This window comes from Pseudomonas batumici (assembly GCF_000820515.1).
Lineage (GTDB): Bacteria > Pseudomonadota > Gammaproteobacteria > Pseudomonadales > Pseudomonadaceae > Aquipseudomonas > Aquipseudomonas batumici.
Window position 1 is genome coordinate 170,745 of sequence record NZ_JXDG01000058.1, and the last position, 16,721, is coordinate 187,465.

Here is a 16,721-nt window from a genome sequence, read left to right on the forward strand (position 1 = left end):
TTCCACCGTCTGGCCGTCGCGGGTCACGGGGGTGGCGTAGGCACTGACCCAGTAGTGATCGCCATTCTTGCAGCGATTCTTCACCAGCCCCATCCACGAGCGCCCGCCCTTGAGGGTCTGCCACATATGCGCGAACGCCTCGCCGGGCATGTCCGGATGGCGCAGCAGGTTATGCGGCGAACCCAGCAACTCCTCGCGGCTGTAACCGCTGATCCTGATGAAGTCGGGATTGGCGTAGGTTATCGCGCTGTCCAGATCGGTGGTCGAAAGGATGTTGGCATCAAAGGCGACGTCTACATTTCGCCCGGTAATCGGGAGATTGATCTTCATCGAAAGCGCGCTCGGAGAGTGAGAGGAGTCGGCAGGGCGTCGACTCTAAGCGCACGGAAAAGCAAAACACTGATCCAGCTCATGATACTGGCATTTAGCCCATATCCTGACAATTCGACGACAATCCCCCCTTGTAGATACCGTCTTGCCCCTCATCGCCAGCAAGCCGGCTCCTGCAGGAGGGCGTAGGGCGATGTATCGCGGTGAAACGCCGAGCGCGACTCAGCGTTTGCCCATGGACCGCCGCGTGCCATTGGGCGCGCGGCCCGGCCTCTCGTGATGCCCGTCCTTGCCACCTTTCTGGTGCCAGGTCTGGCCGGTCTTTTTCGCCGCGGCGAATTCAGCGGGCTTGAACGGAAAGCTGAAAGCCGGGATGGCGGGCTTTTCACCGACCGCAAGCTCGGCCTCGACCACAGGTTCCTCACCCGGGTTAACGGAAACGGACGGTTGTTCAGGGGAAGTCATGGAAGCTCCGAAAAGGCGGGACGGATCAGGTCGAACCGAAAGTCCGCAGTATACCTGCGAGCGCCCTGCCCGCGCCGCCGCCCACGGTCATTTATAGAACAAATCGACCACCACCCCGGCGGAGAACGGCCCGGCCTTGGGCCGGTCGCTGTTCCACACCAGCTCGGCGTCGAACCGGGCCATGGCCGCCCGGGTTTCGCCCAGCAGCTCGGCCAGATGAAAGGAGCGGTTATAGGGAATCCCCTGCCCACCGTCCGCCCGGACGATCCGGATCCCCACCCCGTCATTGCCCTGGGGAATCAGCAAGTCCCCGGACACGCTGCCCGACACCGGTTTCAAGCGGGCGTCCAGGCTGAACGCGGTGTCACAGGTTCGGCTGGTGTGCAGGGCGAATGGACGACGCGCGGCCACCTGGCCCATGACCACCCGCTCGATGGCGACCCGTCCGAAGTCGACGGTCTCGGGAATCACCTGCAGCTCGGCATCACAGGCGACGAAACGCAGGCCCGCCAGGTTGTTGATCACATAATTGAGCGAACGCCCAGCCGCACTCGGTCCCGCCCCCCCGTCCAGTTGAAACAGGCGATAGTCCTGCAGGTTGCTCGCCACCCCCGAAGGCGGCGTGGGCCCGAACTTCTCGATGAACACCGAGAAGGCCAGGTTGAAACTCAAGGGCGGGCACGCCCCCTCGGGGCAGCCCGGCACCCGCCGCCCGGTGGCGATGCGCCCACTGTTCTGGCGATGATCGACACCGTCATGGGTCAAGCCGGCACGGATGCCCTGGCCGATCACCTGGCCGGCCGGGTTGAGGTAGATGAACACCTCCTCGTCCCCGCCCTGGGGGGTGTCCCGGGCGCAATCGACCGCCAGGTTGAACGGTTCCGAGCGCCAGATCACGCTGCCATTGGGGGACGAGGCCGGTATCGCGACCGTGCTGCCCAGGTCGGCGTTGACAAGGGTGGCAGCACTGCCCTGCAACGTGCAGGTCAGGGCAAACGCGCTGGCCGGACTCAAGAGTCCGAGGCACAGCAACGGACGCAACCAGGCACGGTAATCAAGCTTAGTCATGGGATGAAACCTTCTGTTCGGAATGGGCGGTGTCGGCACTCAGTGATGCATTGAAGGGGGTACCGAAGGCCAGCCGTGCGCGGTAGACGCGCTGGCCGCCATAGTCGGTCAGTGCCTTGAAGCGCAGGTGCTGCGCCGGGGAACGGGCCAGGATCAGCTCCCGACGTTCTCCCGGCGGGACCAGCAGATCGTCCCCCAAAGGCTGGGAGGTGCCCTGGAGCGGGTCCTCCTCGATCTGAATGTTCAACAGGGCGGCGTGGAACACCGTCGGGTTCTCCACCCGCAGCCGATGGACGCCACTGTCATCACGCACCAGCGTCCAGTTCAGGCGCTGCGGGGTGGCCGCCGGATCGCCCGGCAGCCCCGGCGGGCGGTACAGCACATTGATCCGCTGGCGGATCGCGATGTTCAGCAGCCCGTCGCCCGGACGGCTGCGGGGAATCTCCAGCACATACAGGTGCAGCAGCGACTCACGCCCCACCGGCATGCCCAGCCCTTCGTACATCAGGCGCAAGACCTGGCGATGTTCAGGTGCCAGCCGCACCAACGGCGGCGTCAGCACAAAGGGCAGGTTCACCGACGGCTCCGGCCCCTCGTTCGCGTCGCTCAACCAGGCCTGCAACAGGACCTCCTCCGTGCCACGGTTGCGGGCTTCGATGCTCACCTCGCGGAAGCGCCCGTCGAACACCAGCCGCGTACCGCTGAGGGACACCGCGGCCTGCAGCGGGCCGCCCGCCAGCAAGCCCAGCAGCACCAGCATCAGGTTCAGGCCCTTCACCGGCACACACCTCGAATCCGTTCGTAGGTTCGTTGCGGGTCCCTGGGGGGCAGCTTGAACGAAAACTGGCAGCTCCGATCCGACCAACTGACGGTCAAGACACCTTGCTCCTGCTCACTGAGCACCAGCGCACGACTACTCGGATCAACCACCGCCAATGTCCGGCCGTCGGCATCCTGGACACTCGCCCCCAGGGGAATCGGGCTGCCATCGGCCTGGCTCAGTTCGAACTGCACCCGCCGCCCGGCATTGGCCTTGAAGCTCGCCAGCACCACCGCGCCACGCCGCGGAACCACCTGGGCGATGGCGTTATCCACCTCCACATCGGCGCCCAGGTCGCGGGTATCCAGGCTGATCCAGTTGGCCCGGTAGGGTTGTGCATAAGGCACCACCGCATAGCCGTTGGCGCCGGTTTCGACACCGCTGAAGTTGTTGAAACGGGCGCCGCTGATACCGGGCACCTGGGCCAGCACAAAGGTGTCGCCCAGCGACTGGCCGAGGTTGATGCCACCGCCATGGGCCACCAGCGAACCCCGGGCCCCGAGGTTCCAGCTGTTGAAGTCGCGGCCATGGCTGTAGCCGGCTTCGAAACGCCCCATGGACGTGGTGCTGTTCAGGCTGGCCGAACCCGCACCGGCGCCGCTGCCGTCATTGCCGGCCAGTACCGAATAGAAGGTGTCGCGACTCTCCGGCAGCCGCCCGGTCAATCCGGCCAGGGCGCTGGAGCCGCCCTGGCTGTCGTGCGTACCGGTAAACGAGGCGCGGGTCGACCGCTCATGACTGCCCAGCGGCAGCGAAAGCGTCAGGGTCAATTGATGGTCGGTACCGGCCTGGCCGTTGATATCCAGCACTTCGGCGCGGTCCAGCGACAGGCTGTAGTTGAGGTCGCGCCAATAGCCGCCGTAGGTCAGGTTGTACTGCCGGGAAGTGCCGGGCAGGTCCCAGAAACGCTGTTCCAGGGCCGAGACACTCAAGGTCCCGGTGCCCAACGGTTGGTTGAGGTTGAGATCCAAGCGGTCCCTGGCCCGCCCCTGCAGGATCAATCCGGGCTGGCTGCGCTCCTGCACATGCTGGTCGAACGTACGGTATTGCTCGCTGGAATAGCGATAACCGGCAATGGCAAAGGTCGTACCCGTGGCATTCACGGTATTGGCGTAGCGCAGACGTACGCTCTGCCCGCCCAGATCTGTCGCCGGTTGGCGACTGACCGAATGGGTCAGGTCCGCCGAGATCGCCCCCAGCCCGGTATTGACCCCCGCCCCCAGGTTGCTGGCCTGATAGTCCCCGGCCAGTTGCAGGCCACCATAGCCGGTCAGGTGCTCGGTCAGGCCGTAGATCAGGGTGGTACTGGCAAAGCCGGGGGTCTGGTAGCCGCTGCTGTTGCTGTCGTATTGCCCGGCTTCGACGCTGTAGCTGAAGGTGCCCTCGGGCACCATGATCGGCAGGGAGGCGAACGCCTGGGTAAAGGTGCGGCGCCGACCATCGGCCTCGATCACGGTCACCAGCAGATCGCCGTTGGAGCCACTGGGGTAGAAGTCGCGGATCTCGAAAGGCCCGGGCGCCACATTGGCGCTGTACAGCAGGTAGCCGTTCTGGCGGATCTCCACCGTCGCGTTGCTCTCGGCCACGCCGCGGATGGTCGGCGCATACACCCGTTCGCTGTCCGGCAGCATGCCGTCGTCGGTGGCCACCTGGACACCGCGAAAGCGCACGCTGTCGAAGATCCGCGAGTCGGTATAGGTCTCGCCCAGGGTCAATTGGCTCTTCCAGGCGGTCAGGTCGCGCTGGGCGAAGGTGCTGTTGCTGCTCCAACGCGCCGATTGATCGGTACCCTGCAACAGCGAGGACTGGTTGCGCAGACGCCAGTCGCCCAGGTTCAAACCGTTGTTCAGCCCCAGGTAATAGCTGTCGGTGCGCACCCCGGTCACCTCGCGGCGGTTGCCAATAAAGCTGTAGTCAATGAATCCGCTGTTCACGCCGCGATCCCACAGTTGCGGCGAGATATAGCCACGGGCGCTGCGGCGCAAGGCGATCTGCGGCACGCTGATGTTCAGTTGCAGGCTATTGGGCTGGTAGTCGACACTGGCCTGGTCCAGGCGGCGCCAATCGAAACACTGCTCGGGCGCCCCGCCCTCGGTCACCACCCCGAGGCTGCGCAGGCGCTCCAGGTCCAGCCCCAGGTCGTCGAGCACCGGCAACGTCAGGCAAGGCTCGACCTGGCCGGTCGCGGCGTTGCGGACAAATAACAGGTCGCGACGCGCGCTGAGGTTGCGATTGAGGTAGATGTCCACCCGGTAGGTCCCCGGCAGTACGCTGTTGCCCTCCAGAAAGGCCTTGAGGTCCGCCGCCTGTTCGCCGCCGTGGATGAAGGCGGTATTGAAGCGCGGTCCCTGCCTGCTTTCATCGCCCGACGGTTCGGAAAAGGCAGAGCCCGGCGCGATCAGCACCACCCCCAATGACCATTTGAAGCCCCATGGACCTCGTGCCTGCTCAAGCAGGGCGCGGACGAAACCTCCGGCGCGCCCATGACGTGATAACCCGAGAACTTCCTTTGTTCGCTGATAAAGCCAGTCCATTTGCAACCTTCACTCAATAGCTTGAAGTGTGTTCCAGGCGAATTCCTTTTCCGCGCGCGCAACGCCCTGACCTGCGCACGGGGCCCGGCATTGAAAGAAAAATCGGATAACGATCGAGGACGCTAACTGTCCAGCGGTTGCGCCTGGCCCTGGGTCCAGTCACCCGAGGACAACCGATAACGCACCAGCGCCCCGTGGTCGTTGATGACACTGAAATTCAACTGGGCGTTCTGGGCCTGGGCATGTTCCTGCAGCTCATAGTTGACGGACTGCCCCGGGGCCAGCATCGAATGCTTCTGCTGCAGGACCCGATGCCCGCCGGACAGCAACTGGATGTCCACCAGCGTCAGGTGATAGGGCCCGGTGTTGACGACATTCAGGACGCCGCCACGGCGAAGGCTCCAGCGCAGTAGCCCGGGCGCCTGCTCGACATCCTCGTTGAGCCGGCCCGGACGGTAGAACACCTTGATACGCTGGCGGATGCCGATCTGCAGGACATTCTCCTGCTCGCTGGCCTGGGGAATCTCTTGCACATTCAACCAGAACAGCGACTCACGGTCCGGCGGCATCGCCGCCCCGGAATGAATCAGGCGAACCGTCTGCCGACCGCCCGAGGGCAGTTGCACCAGGGGGGGCACCACCACGAAGGGCGGCTCTTGCGTGACCCCTTCATCGGCTTCGAGCCAGGACTGCAGCAAGATGGCCGATGAGTTGTTGTTCAGTACACTGAGTACCGCTTCCTTGTCTTGCGCCGGGTAAACCACCCGTGTCGTATTCAACACAATACCCGCCCGCGCATCGGCTCCTATCGACATGGCCAGGACAATACCGATCACCGGAGCAAAAACGTTCCGCATGTGAACTACCCCTTTCAATGAACAAAAGAACGGAGCTGTGAAAAGCTCCGTTCAAGAAAACCGCTTAGTTATAAGTCAGGACAAAAGGCACGGTGCCGGTTGCGCCACCGGGTACCGTGGCCACACCGTTCTTGACGAACACCGCCCTCAGGGCCAGTGCACCGCTCGAGCCGGTACCGCTGGGCTGGAGGACGCCGTCAATGGTGTCGGTGGGATCCTGGATATTGAGGAAGGCGTCGCTGTCGCGGCGTACCAGACCGATCCCCACACCCTTGGCGGCACCGGCGGTGGTCAACAGGTAAGGATCGTTGGCGTCGGTTTGCGCGGGCCGGAACGACATATGCACGGTGTTCTCCGCCGCGGGTTGCAGGCAGGTCACCACCAGGTCGATGTTTTTCGCAGTGCCCAGCCGCGAGTCGGTGCGGTTACCGATATCGGCAAAGGACACCCGCCCCAGGTCCACCGGGATGTTATCGGCCGAACCGCCACCGGAAGACACTTCGCAACTGGTGTTGGTCAAGGCACCGGTAAAGTTCAGCGTGCCACCGTTGGCTGCGTGTGCGGTAGTGATTGCCCCCAGGGTCGCCGCCAATAAAGCCAGGGTCATAGAGATCTTTTTCATGCGAACACAATCCTTCGAGTTAATTCGTTTGCACCCATCACTTGGGTGGCGAGCACTATAGACCCGAAGACTATATAACGCTGTAAGCCCTTCGCGACTGGACAACTAAGACCGCGCTTACAAAGAGGCATGCCAATACTGTCAGAGTTCGGCGTCATTCCAAACTCAAAGAAACAGGAACAATCAGTGTTTAATATTCAAACCACTTTCACGAAACAGCTCACCCGCAAAACACAATGACAAAGTACCTTGATATTGATCTGATGCCAGTGCAGATAGTTGCAAACAGCACTATTTGTTCAATATCGCCAAGTTCCGGGCATGCGCGCTCCCGCAGGTCGCCGGATTTTTACCCGCCTGGCGGCCCGTCTATACACGCCATCGACAACACCTGGCGCGTGAGCGCACGTACAACTCAGTTGTACGTGATGATCACCACGCCTTGCCCCGCCGTCTGTCGGGTCGCGACACTCGCCGCCAGGGGCTGATAGCTCACGCTAAAAGGCACCCGACCCTCGCGACAGGCATTGGCTGCCGTATCGACATTCAAACTCAATGCAGAAGAGACTTTGAGCCATCGACTCTGCGGCCCGACATTGCCTGTTGCCTGCGTCCCGACTTCGCAACCGGACTCCACGATCTGTCCGGAAAACCTGATCAGCCCGGCGCTCTTCGCTGTCGGTACGTTGAAACCGCCGGTGATCAGCAACAGGACGCCGAGACTTATTATTTTCCCGTTCATTTCCAACACTCCCAAAACAGGGTCGGCATTAGCAAGTAAAGATCACTGCAAGCCACTGCACCAGAAATTAAGGAATCATCTGTAGGATATATCGCCATTGATTGTCCGCCCTGGATACTCTTTAACGTTATCGCCCAAAGCGATAGGCGCTTTAATAGCCGACGGGTTATAAGACAGACAGTTTTCTGACAGCCCTGTCAGGTGGCCGTCACCTTGCTGACCCGGTCAGGGGGTTATAAAGGAACGACTGTTCTGCCAGCATTCCCCCCTATCCCTTTGTCCCGGCGCCCTGACAGCATGCGTATCCCGAAGAAAACCGCGTTGATCCTTGGCCTGGTGGTGCTCCTGGCCGCTGCCGCGATCTGGACGCTGACCCGACCGTCCCAGGCCAAGCCCACCGCCAGTGCCAGCGTGCCGGTCAAGGTGGTCAGCGTGATCCAGCAGGACGTGCCGCGTTATGTCAGCGGTATCGGCTCGGTGCTGTCGTTGCACAGCGTGGTGATCCGCCCGCAGATCGACGGCATCCTCACCCGGCTGCTGGTCAAGGAAGGACAACTGGTCAAGGAAGGCGACCTGCTGGCAACCCTGGATGACCGTTCGATCCAGGCCAGCCTGGCGCAGGCCAAGGCCCAGCTGGCGCAAAGCCAGGCGCAGTTGCAGGTGGCGGAGGTCGACCTCAAGCGCTACAAGTTGCTGACGGTCGACAACGGTATTTCCAAGCAGACCTACGACCAGCAACAAGCGCTGGTCAATCAGTTGAAGGCCACCGCCCAAGGCAACCAGGCGGCGATTAACGCGGCGCAGGTCCAGCTCTCCTATACCCAGATCCACTCGCCGGTCAGCGGCAGGGTCGGCATTCGTGCCGTGGACGAAGGCAACTTCCTGCGCATGAGCGATGCCCAGGGCCTGTTCTCGGTGACCCAGATCGACCCGATTGCCGTGGAGTTCTCCCTGCCCCAGCAGATGCTGCCGACGCTGCAAGGTTTGCTCGCCACCACCCCGCCGGCACCGGTCAGCGCCTTCCTCGGGGACGACGGGCACAGCGGCCTGCTGCTGGGCGAAGGCCACCTGACCCTGATCGACAACCAGGTCGCGGCGGGCACCGGGACCATCAAGGCCAAGGCCGAATTCAGCAACAAGACCCAGAAACTCTGGCCGGGCCAACTGGTGAACATCAAGATCCAGACCGCCCTGGAGCGCGACGCCCTGGTGGTGCCGCCCTCGGTGGTCCAGCGCGGCCTGGACAACTACTTCGTCTACCGGGTCAAAGGCAGCGGCGTGGAAGTGGTCGCGGTGCAGATGGCCTACCAGGACAGCGACCTGAACATCATCACCGGCGTGCAGGCCGGCGATGTGCTGGTCAGCGATGGCCAGTCGCGGCTCAAGCCCGGCTCGCGGATCGAAGTGCTGGGCGAAACCAAGGTCGCTGACCGACAGAGCGCCATGGAGTCCAAGCCATGATCAAGGACAGTCGCGGCGTTTCAGCCTGGTGCATCGATCATCCGGTGGCGACCCTCCTGCTGACCTTCGCCCTGGTGCTGCTCGGTGCGATCGCTTTCCCGCGCCTGCCCCTGGCGCCGTTGCCGGAAGCGGAGTTCCCGACCATCCAGGTGTCGGCCCAGCTCCCCGGTGCCAGCCCGCAAACCATGGCGTCTTCAGTCGCCACGCCGCTGGAGGTGCAATTCAGCGCCATCCCCGGCATGACCCAGATGACCTCCAGCAGCGCCCTGGGCACCACCACCCTGACGTTGCAATTCACCCTCAGTAAAAGCATCGACACCGCCGCCCAGGAAGTCCAGGCAGCAATCAACACCGCTTCGGGCAAGCTGCCCAAGGACATGCCGACCCTGCCCACCTGGCGCAAGGTCAACCCGGCCGACAGCCCGGTGCTGATCCTCAGTGTCAGCTCCAGCCGGATGCCCGGCACCGAGCTCAGCGACTACGCCGAAACCCTGCTGGCCCGCCAGCTCAGCCAGATTGATGGCGTCGGCCAGATCAACATCACCGGCCAGCAGCGCCCGGCCATCCGGGTCCAGGCCTCGGCGGACAAGCTGGCGGCCATCGGCCTGACCCTGGCGGACATCCGCCAGGCAATCCAGCAGACCAGCCTCAACCTGGCCAAGGGCGCGCTGTACGGCAAGTCGAGCATCTCCACCCTGTCGACCAACGACCAACTGTTCCAGCCGGAGGAATACCAGCAGCTGATCGTTTCCTACAAGAATGGCGCACCGGTCCAGCTCAAGGATGTCGCCCGGGTGATCCGTGGTCCCGAGGACGCCTACGTGCAAGCCTGGTCCGGTGACGAGCCAGGGGTGAACCTGGTGATCTCGCGCCAACCGGGGGCCAACATCGTCGAGACCGTGGACCGTATCCAGGCCGCCCTGCCGGAACTGCAAGCCATGCTGCCGGCCTCGGTGCAGGTCAAGGTGCTGATCGACCGGACCCAGACCATCCGCGCCTCGCTGCATGAAGTGGAAATGACCCTGCTGATCGCCATCCTGCTGGTGGTGGCGGTGATGGCGCTGTTCCTGCGCCAGTTGTCGGCGACCCTGATCGTCTCCGCCGTGCTCGGCGTGTCCCTGGTGGCCAGCTTTGCCCTGATGTACGTCATGGGCTTCAGCCTGAACAACCTGACCCTGGTGGCGATCGTCATCGCCGTGGGCTTCGTGGTGGACGACGCGATTGTCGTGGTGGAAAACATCCATCGCCACCTCGAAGCCGGCGACGGCATGCGCGAAGCCGCGATCAAGGGGGCCGGGGAAATCGGCTTTACCGTGGTCTCGATCAGCTTCTCGCTGGTCGCCGCGTTCATTCCGCTGCTGTTCATGGGCGGCGTGGTCGGACGCCTGTTCAAGGAGTTCGCCCTGACCGCCACCTCGACCATCCTGATTTCGGTGGTGGTCTCGCTGACCCTCGCACCGACCCTGGCCGCGCTGTTCATGCGCGCGCCGGTGCATCACGAAAATGCCAAACCCGGTTTCGGCGAACGCCTGCTGGCCGTCTACGAACGGGGCCTGCGCCGCGCCCTGGCGCACCAGAAACTGATGTTCGGGCTGTTCTGCCTGACCCTGGGCCTGGCCATTGCCGGCTACGTGTTCATTCCCAAGGGCTTCTTCCCGATCCAGGACACCGGCTTCGTCCTCGGCACCACCGAGGCTGCCGCCGACGTTTCCTTCAACGACATGGTGGCCAAGCACAAGGCCCTGGCCGAGATTGTCGCGGCCGACCCGGCGGTGCAGGCCTTCTCCCACTCGGTGGGCGTTTCCGGTAGCAACCAGACCATCGCCAACGGCCGCTTCTTTATCGCACTCAAGCCCCAGGACCAGCGGGATGTGTCCGCCAGCGCCTTTATCGACCGCATTCGCCCAAAACTGATGAAGATTCCCGGCATCGTCCTCTACCTGCGGGCCGGCCAGGACATCAACCTCAGCTCCGGGCCGAGCCGGGCCCAGTATCAATACGTGCTCAAGAGCAATGACGGCGACACGCTCAATACCTGGACCCAGCGCCTGACGGAGAAACTGCGGGCCAACCCGGCGTTTCGCGACCTGTCCAACGACCTGCAACTGGGCGGCAGCATCACCCATATCAACATCGACCGCAGCGCCGCCGCGCGTTTCGGCCTGACCGCCAGCGATGTCGACGAAGCCCTCTACGACGCCTTCGGCCAGCGGCAGATCAACGAGTACCAGACCGAGACCAACCAGTACAACGTGATCCTCGAGCTGGATGCCGCGCAGCGCGGCAAGGCCGAAAGCCTGAACTACTTCTACCTGCGCTCGCCGCTGACCGGTGAGATGGTCCCGCTGTCGGCCCTGGCGCGCTTCGACGTGCCCAGCAGCGGACCGTTGTCCATCGCCCATGACGGCATGTTCCCGGCCGCCAACCTGTCGTTCAACCTGATGCCCGGCGTGGCCCTGGGCGATGCGGTGCTGATGCTCAACCAGGTGAAGAACGAAATCGGCATGCCGGCCTCCATCAGCGGTAACTTCCAGGGCGCGGCCCAGGCCTTCCAGAGCTCCCTGGCCAGCCAGCCGTGGCTGATCCTCGCTGCGCTGGTGGCGGTCTACATCATCCTCGGGGTGCTCTACGAAAGTTTCGTGCACCCGCTGACGATCATTTCCACCCTGCCGTCCGCCGGTCTCGGCGCGCTGATCATGTTGTGGCTGCTGGGCCAGGACTTCTCGATCATGGCGCTGATCGGCCTGGTGCTTCTGATCGGCATCGTGAAAAAGAACGGCATTCTGATGATCGACTTCGCCCTTGAGGCCCAGCGTAGTGGCCTGTCGCCCGATGAGGCGATCTACAAGGCCTGTATCACAAGGTTCCGCCCGATCATCATGACCACCCTGGCCGCCCTGCTCGGCGCCCTGCCGCTGATGATCGGCCACGGCACCGGCGCCGAATTGCGCCAGCCACTGGGGATCGCCGTGGTCGGCGGGCTGCTGGTGAGCCAGGCGCTGACGTTGTTCACCACCCCCGTCATATACTTGTGGCTTGAGCGGCTCTTCCATCGGCCGACACCGGCGCCCGCGCCGGCGATCACTCTCTGAGGCGGGTTCATGCGCGTTCTGATTATCGAAGACGAAGAAAAAACCGCCGACTACCTGCATCGCGGCCTGACCGAACAGGGCTACACGGTGGACCTCGCCCGGGATGGCGTCGGCGGCCTGCACCTGGCGCTGGAAAGCGACTATGCGGTCATCGTGCTCGACGTGATGCTGCCGGAACTGGACGGCTTCGGCGTGCTCAAGGCACTGCGCGCGCGCAAGCAGACGCCGGTGATCATGCTCACCGCCCGCGAGCGCGTCGAAGACCGTATTCGCGGCCTGCGCGAAGGCGCCGACGACTACCTGGGCAAACCCTTTTCTTTCCTCGAACTGGTGGCCCGCCTGCAGGCCCTGACCCGGCGCAGCGGCGGCGGCCACGAGCCGGTGCAGATCAGTGTCGCCGACCTCTGGGTCGACCTGATCAGCCGCAAGGCCAGCCGCGCCGGGGTACGCCTGGACCTGACCGCCAAGGAGTTCTCGCTGCTCAGCGTGCTGGCTCGGCGCCAGGGCGAAATCCTCTCCAAGACCGCCATTGCCGAGATGGTCTGGGACATCAATTTCGACAGCGACACCAACGTCGTCGAAGTCGCGATCAAGCGCCTGCGGGCCAAGCTCGACGGCCCGTTCGAACAGAAACTGCTGCACACCATTCGCGGAATGGGCTACGTGCTGGAGAGCCGCGGTGCCGACTAACAGCATCGCCCTGCGCCTGAGCGGCCTGTTCAGCGGCGTGGCGCTGCTGGTGTTCCTGTTGATCGGCGGGGCCCTGTACCAGCAGGTGGACAAAAGCCTGGGTCTGTTGCCGGAAGCCGAGCTGGAGGCGCGCTCCAGTGTGCTGCTGTCATCGCTCAATCACGACAGCACCCTGGAGCATTGGGCCAAGGTGAGCGCCAAGCTCAAACAGTTGGGCGAAGAGGACATGCGCATTCGTTTCTGGGTGGTCAGTGGCGATGAAAATTACGAGTATGGCACTCCCGACGCTCTGGTTCGCACCTTCGCCGAAGGCCCCGCCGGCATGCGCAACCTGCGCTTGCCGGGGCACGCCTACCCGTTCAAGGTGCTGGTCAACGCCTTGCCGGCCAAGGGACCGCGTCCGCCGCTGAAGTTTCTGATCGCCATCGATACCGAAACCTTCCGCCAGACCCAACATCACTTGCTGATCGCCCTGATCGGTCTGGCCATCATCGGCATCGCGCTGGCGTCCGCGTTGGGTTACTGGGTGGCGCGGATCGGCCTGAAACCCCTGATCAAGCTCTCGGAAGAGGCGCAGAAACTGGCGCCGCCGAGGCTGTCCGGGCGCCTGCAGCTGTCGCCGCTGCCACCGGAACTCAGCCAGTTCGTCAATTCCTTCAACTCGACCCTGGAGCGCGTCGAGCAAGCCTATTCGCGACTGGAGTCGTTCAACGCCGACGTGGCCCATGAACTGCGCTCGCCGCTGACCAACCTGATCGGCCAGACCCAGGTGGCACTGACCCGCGGACGCTCGGCGGAGCATTATTTCGAGGTCCTGCAATCGAACCTCGAAGAACTGGAGCGCCTGCGTTCGATCATCAACGACATGCTGTTCCTGGCCAGTGCCGACCAGGGCAGCAAGGCCACCAAGCTGATCAGCACCTCGCTGGCCGGCGAGGTGGCGACCACCCTCGACTATCTGGATTTCATCCTGGAGGACGCCCAGGTCCAGGTACGGGTCAGCGGCGATGCCCAGGTGCGGATCGAGATCGCCCATTTGCGCCGGGCCCTGATCAATCTGCTGAGCAATGCGGTGCAACACACGGCGCCGGGGCAGGTGATCGAGGTGCGCATCGAGCGCGAGGGCGAGCAGGTGGCGATTGCCGTCTCCAACCCTGGCGAAGCCATTGCCGGGGAGCATCTCGCGCGGCTGTTCGAACGCTTCTACCGGGTCGATGCCTCGCGCAGCAACAGTGGCGCCAACCATGGACTGGGGCTGGCGATCGTCAAGGCCATCGCCCTGATGCATGGTGGCGACGTGTTCGTGCGCAGCCAGGATGGGGTCAACACCTTTGGCCTCCACCTGCCGGCCTGAACCGGTAGCGAACTGGATCGGCCCCAGGCCGACCCGATCGAGGTTTTCCAGAGCTGAAACTCCACAGACACGTCGCTTCAGACTGGCGTTTTTCTTGCGTGGGCCGTATACATGCGCCAATAAACCCATGCGATGAGAGTGCCATTATCAACCACCACTCGGCAAAACCCGCCAACCCGCAGCTCCTGCTGATCCTGGGTAGCACGCTCACGGTCGTTGCCATTCTCGCCATCGTGACCTACCTGCTGGTCCGCGAGCGCGGCAGTGCTGCCCAGGCCGCCGCCCGGGCAGCGAGCAATATCGTGCAACTGATCGATGCCGATGTGCTGCGCAACGTGGAACTCTACGACCAGGCGGTCAAGGGCCTGATCGAGGCCTCGCAACGCCCGGACCTGGCGAGCGTGCCGCCCCAGGTTCGTCATCTGGCGCTGTTCGACCGGTCCTCGACCACCTCCCACAGAGGCGACGTTCTCCTGCTCGATCGCCAGGGCGATGTCATTGCCGACTCGCTCTCGATCAAGCCGAGAATGGATAATTTCTCCGACCGTGAATACTTCCAGGCTCATCTGCACGACCCGAGCCCGAGACTGATGATCAGTCGCCCGTTCAAGGCTCGCCGGGCGCCCCATCCCTGGCTGATCGGTTTCAGCCGCCGGGTGTCCTCGGCAGATGGGGAGTTTCTCGGGGTCGCCGCGGCCGCCATGCGCCTGAGTTACTTCGACGCGCTGTTCAAGACCTTGAATGTCGGCAAGGGCAGTTCGGTCAACCTGATCAGCACGGCGGGTATTCTCCTGGCCCAACAGCCACCACTGGCCGAGGAACTGGTCGGAAAGAACTTCGGCAATCGCCCCAACTTCATCCGCATCCTGCACGAGGGCGAAGGCAGTTTTACCAGCGTCTCCAGCGTCGACGGCGCCGAACGGCTCTATACCTTCTCCCAGGTGGGTGAGTTGCCGCTGATCGTGGTGGTCGCGCTCTCCACCGATGATGTCTATCGCGCCTGGCGGCATACCGCGTCGCTGGTCGGCCTGGCCACGGGCGTTCTCTGCCTCATCGTGCTCTGGCTGACCTGGCTGCTGTCCCGGGAACTGCGCTTGCGCCTGCGCGCCGAAGAGGAACTCGCCGAACTGGCGGCAACCGACTCGCTGACCGGCGTGGCCAATCGCCGGGCGCTGGACGAAGCCCTGCAGCGCGAGTGGGCCAGGGCGCAACGCTCGGGCAAACCCCTGTCGCTGCTGATGATCGATGCCGATCATTTCAAGGCCTTCAACGACCGCCACGGCCACCCGGTCGGCGACCAGGCCCTACGGCAGCTGGCGCAGGTGATCGGCGACAGCATTCGGCGTCCTGGCGACATGGCCGCGCGTTATGGCGGCGAAGAGTTCGCCGTGGTGTTGCCGGAAACCGACGAGCACGGCGCGTTGAACCTGGCGCAAAAGATCCGGGCGGCCATGGCCGCACAGGCGCCCTTCAAGGGGGACGCGCAAGCGATCACCGTCAGCATCGGTGCCAGCACCACGTCCCCGCCCAGCGAAGGCACGGTGGAGCAGTTGCTGCGCAAGGCCGACCAGGCGCTGTACCAGGCCAAGCACGAGGGCCGCGACCGGGCGGTGCATGCGAGCCTCGCGCCTACAAGAACGCGGGCATAAAAAAAGCCGCCCGAAGGCGGCTTTCAAGTACGACAAAAGGAGAGAGTCGTTACACGGCCGCAACGGGACGCATGTAAGAGATCGGCGCGGTGCTGGCGTCTTCGAAGGTCACCACTTCCCAGGCATCCTTCTGCTCGATGAGCTTGCGCAGGAGCTGGTTGTTCAGCGCGTGACCGGACTTGAAGCCCTTGAACTCACCAATCAGGCTATTGCCCAACAGGTAGAGGTCACCAATGGCGTCGAGGATCTTGTGCTTGACGAATTCGTCTTCGTAACGAAGGCCGTCTTCGTTCAGTACACCATCCGAATCGACCACGATGGCGTTTTCCACACTACCGCCGAGTGCGAGGTTGTGCTTGCGCAGGTACTCGATATCACTCATGAAACCAAAGGTCCTGGCGCGGCTGACTTCTTTTACGAACGAAGTGCTGGAAAAATCCACGCTGGCACTCTGGATGCGGTCACGGAACACCGGGTGATCGAAATCGATCTCGAAGCTCACCTTGAAACCTTCGAAAGGCACGAAAGTGGCGCGCTTGTCGCCGTCTTCCACTGTGACTTCACGCAGGATGCGGATGAACTTCTTGGCTGCGTCCTGTTCTTCCAGGCCGGCAGATTGAATCAGGAATACGAAGGGTCCAGCGCTACCATCCATGATCGGGACTTCGGACGCGGAGAGCTCGACGTAGGCGTTATCGATGCCCAGGCCGGCCATGGCCGAGAGCAGGTGCTCCACCGTGTCCACCTTGACGTCACCGTTGACCAACGTGGTCGACATCGTGGTTTCGCCAACATTTTCCGCGCGAGCAGGAATCTGCACCACAGGGTCGAGGTCGGCACGACAAAACACGATGCCGGTATCCACAGGCGCTGGCTTGAGGGTCAGGTAGACCTTCTCGCCGGAGTGCAGGCCGACACCTGTGGCACGGATAATATTTTTCAGGGTGCGTTGTTTAATCATGGCATGGGCCGCTTCAGCGCAAATTGCGAACAGGTATCAACAAAGGCTGGCGATAATAGCAGACCAGGCCTTTGCT

General features: G+C 63.2%; 13 protein-coding genes and 1 pseudogene. 5 read left to right on the forward strand and 9 right to left on the reverse strand.

The genetic code is table 11. The features are described 5' to 3' along the window. Window positions 1-48 precede the first annotated feature (48 nt). The 8 genes and pseudogenes from UCMB321_RS31875 to UCMB321_RS22470 all read right to left on the reverse strand — a co-directional run. Window positions 49-330 (reverse strand): annotated as a pseudogene (locus tag UCMB321_RS31875) (PAS domain-containing protein); the annotation flags it as partial. A 222-nt stretch (window positions 331-552) separates the two neighbouring features. Then, the gene (locus UCMB321_RS22440) at window positions 553-795 is read right to left on the reverse strand and encodes a hypothetical protein (RefSeq protein ID WP_040070723.1); all 243 of its coding nucleotides are present in this window, start codon (window positions 793-795) and stop codon (window positions 553-555) included. A gap of 87 nt (window positions 796-882) precedes the next feature. Continuing rightward, the gene (locus UCMB321_RS22445) at window positions 883-1,863 is read right to left on the reverse strand and encodes a fimbrial protein (protein ID WP_040070725.1); all 981 of its coding nucleotides are present in this window, start codon (window positions 1,861-1,863) and stop codon (window positions 883-885) included. After that, window positions 1,856-2,623, reverse strand: a complete 768-nt coding sequence (locus UCMB321_RS22450; RefSeq protein ID WP_084615137.1) for a fimbrial biogenesis chaperone — start codon at window positions 2,621-2,623, stop codon at window positions 1,856-1,858. Before UCMB321_RS22450 ends, UCMB321_RS22445 begins: the two co-directional genes overlap by 8 nt. A 14-nt stretch (window positions 2,624-2,637) precedes the next feature. After that, window positions 2,638-5,217 carry a fimbria/pilus outer membrane usher protein gene (locus tag UCMB321_RS22455; RefSeq protein ID WP_084615134.1) on the reverse strand — a complete coding sequence of 860 codons (2,580 nt, stop codon included), beginning with the start codon at window positions 5,215-5,217 and terminating at the stop codon, window positions 2,638-2,640. A gap of 122 nt (window positions 5,218-5,339) precedes the next feature. Then, entirely contained in the window at window positions 5,340-6,074 is a 735-nt protein-coding gene (locus UCMB321_RS22460; RefSeq protein ID WP_040070728.1) for a fimbrial biogenesis chaperone, read from the reverse strand. A 64-nt stretch (window positions 6,075-6,138) separates the two neighbouring features. Continuing rightward, on the reverse strand, window positions 6,139-6,696 hold the full coding sequence (locus UCMB321_RS22465; protein ID WP_040070729.1) for a fimbrial protein: 558 nt from the start codon (window positions 6,694-6,696) through the stop codon (window positions 6,139-6,141). 415 nt (window positions 6,697-7,111) lie between these two features. Next, window positions 7,112-7,438: a hypothetical protein gene (locus UCMB321_RS22470; protein WP_040070731.1), complete on the reverse strand. Its 327-nt coding sequence runs from the start codon at window positions 7,436-7,438 to the stop codon at window positions 7,112-7,114. Window positions 7,439-7,735: 297 nt separating this feature from the next. On the opposite strand from UCMB321_RS22470, the gene UCMB321_RS22475 reads away from it, so the two are divergent. The 5 genes from UCMB321_RS22475 (at window position 7,736) to UCMB321_RS22495 (ending at window position 15,684) form a co-directional block, all read left to right on the forward strand. Beyond that, complete coding sequence (locus tag UCMB321_RS22475; protein WP_040070844.1) at window positions 7,736-8,899, forward strand: efflux RND transporter periplasmic adaptor subunit; 1,164 nt, start codon at window positions 7,736-7,738, stop codon at window positions 8,897-8,899. Beyond that, window positions 8,896-11,991: a multidrug efflux RND transporter permease subunit gene (locus tag UCMB321_RS22480; protein ID WP_040070732.1), complete on the forward strand. Its 3,096-nt coding sequence runs from the start codon at window positions 8,896-8,898 to the stop codon at window positions 11,989-11,991. Before UCMB321_RS22475 ends, UCMB321_RS22480 begins: the two co-directional genes overlap by 4 nt. 9 nt (window positions 11,992-12,000) lie before the next feature. Further along, window positions 12,001-12,681 carry a heavy metal response regulator transcription factor gene (locus UCMB321_RS22485; RefSeq protein WP_040070734.1) on the forward strand — a complete coding sequence of 227 codons (681 nt, stop codon included), beginning with the start codon at window positions 12,001-12,003 and terminating at the stop codon, window positions 12,679-12,681. After that, complete coding sequence (locus UCMB321_RS22490; protein WP_040070736.1) at window positions 12,671-14,035, forward strand: heavy metal sensor histidine kinase; 1,365 nt, start codon at window positions 12,671-12,673, stop codon at window positions 14,033-14,035. The genes UCMB321_RS22485 and UCMB321_RS22490 overlap by 11 nt, the downstream gene beginning before the upstream one ends. Before the next feature lie 146 nt (window positions 14,036-14,181). Beyond that, the gene (locus UCMB321_RS22495; protein ID WP_040070845.1) at window positions 14,182-15,684 is read left to right on the forward strand and encodes a GGDEF domain-containing protein; all 1,503 of its coding nucleotides are present in this window, start codon (window positions 14,182-14,184) and stop codon (window positions 15,682-15,684) included. A gap of 49 nt (window positions 15,685-15,733) precedes the next feature. On the opposite strand, the gene lpxC is transcribed toward UCMB321_RS22495, so the two are convergent. Beyond that, window positions 15,734-16,645 carry a UDP-3-O-acyl-N-acetylglucosamine deacetylase gene (lpxC, locus tag UCMB321_RS22500; protein WP_040070738.1) on the reverse strand — a complete coding sequence of 304 codons (912 nt, stop codon included), beginning with the start codon at window positions 16,643-16,645 and terminating at the stop codon, window positions 15,734-15,736. Window positions 16,646-16,721: the final 76 nt, after the last annotated feature.

Excerpts from the sequence above, each read along its gene's own strand:
- UCMB321_RS22440 (WP_040070723.1), bottom strand. The coding sequence starts at position 795 with ATGACTTCCCCTGAACAACCGTCCGTTTCCGTTAACCCGGGTGAGGAA.
- UCMB321_RS22445 (WP_040070725.1), bottom strand. The coding sequence starts at position 1,863 with ATGACTAAGCTTGATTACCGTGCCTGGTTGCGTCCGTTGCTGTGCCTC.
- UCMB321_RS22450 (WP_084615137.1), bottom strand. The coding sequence starts at position 2,623 with ATGCTGGTGCTGCTGGGCTTGCTGGCGGGCGGCCCGCTGCAGGCCGCG.
- UCMB321_RS22455 (WP_084615134.1), bottom strand. The coding sequence starts at position 5,217 with ATGGACTGGCTTTATCAGCGAACAAAGGAAGTTCTCGGGTTATCACGT.
- UCMB321_RS22460 (WP_040070728.1), bottom strand. The coding sequence starts at position 6,074 with ATGCGGAACGTTTTTGCTCCGGTGATCGGTATTGTCCTGGCCATGTCG.
- UCMB321_RS22465 (WP_040070729.1), bottom strand. The coding sequence starts at position 6,696 with ATGAAAAAGATCTCTATGACCCTGGCTTTATTGGCGGCGACCCTGGGG.
- UCMB321_RS22470 (WP_040070731.1), bottom strand. The coding sequence starts at position 7,438 with ATGAACGGGAAAATAATAAGTCTCGGCGTCCTGTTGCTGATCACCGGC.
- UCMB321_RS22475 (WP_040070844.1), top strand. The coding sequence starts at position 7,736 with ATGCGTATCCCGAAGAAAACCGCGTTGATCCTTGGCCTGGTGGTGCTC.
- UCMB321_RS22480 (WP_040070732.1), top strand. The coding sequence starts at position 8,896 with ATGATCAAGGACAGTCGCGGCGTTTCAGCCTGGTGCATCGATCATCCG.
- UCMB321_RS22485 (WP_040070734.1), top strand. The coding sequence starts at position 12,001 with ATGCGCGTTCTGATTATCGAAGACGAAGAAAAAACCGCCGACTACCTG.
- lpxC (WP_040070738.1), bottom strand. The coding sequence starts at position 16,645 with ATGATTAAACAACGCACCCTGAAAAATATTATCCGTGCCACAGGTGTC.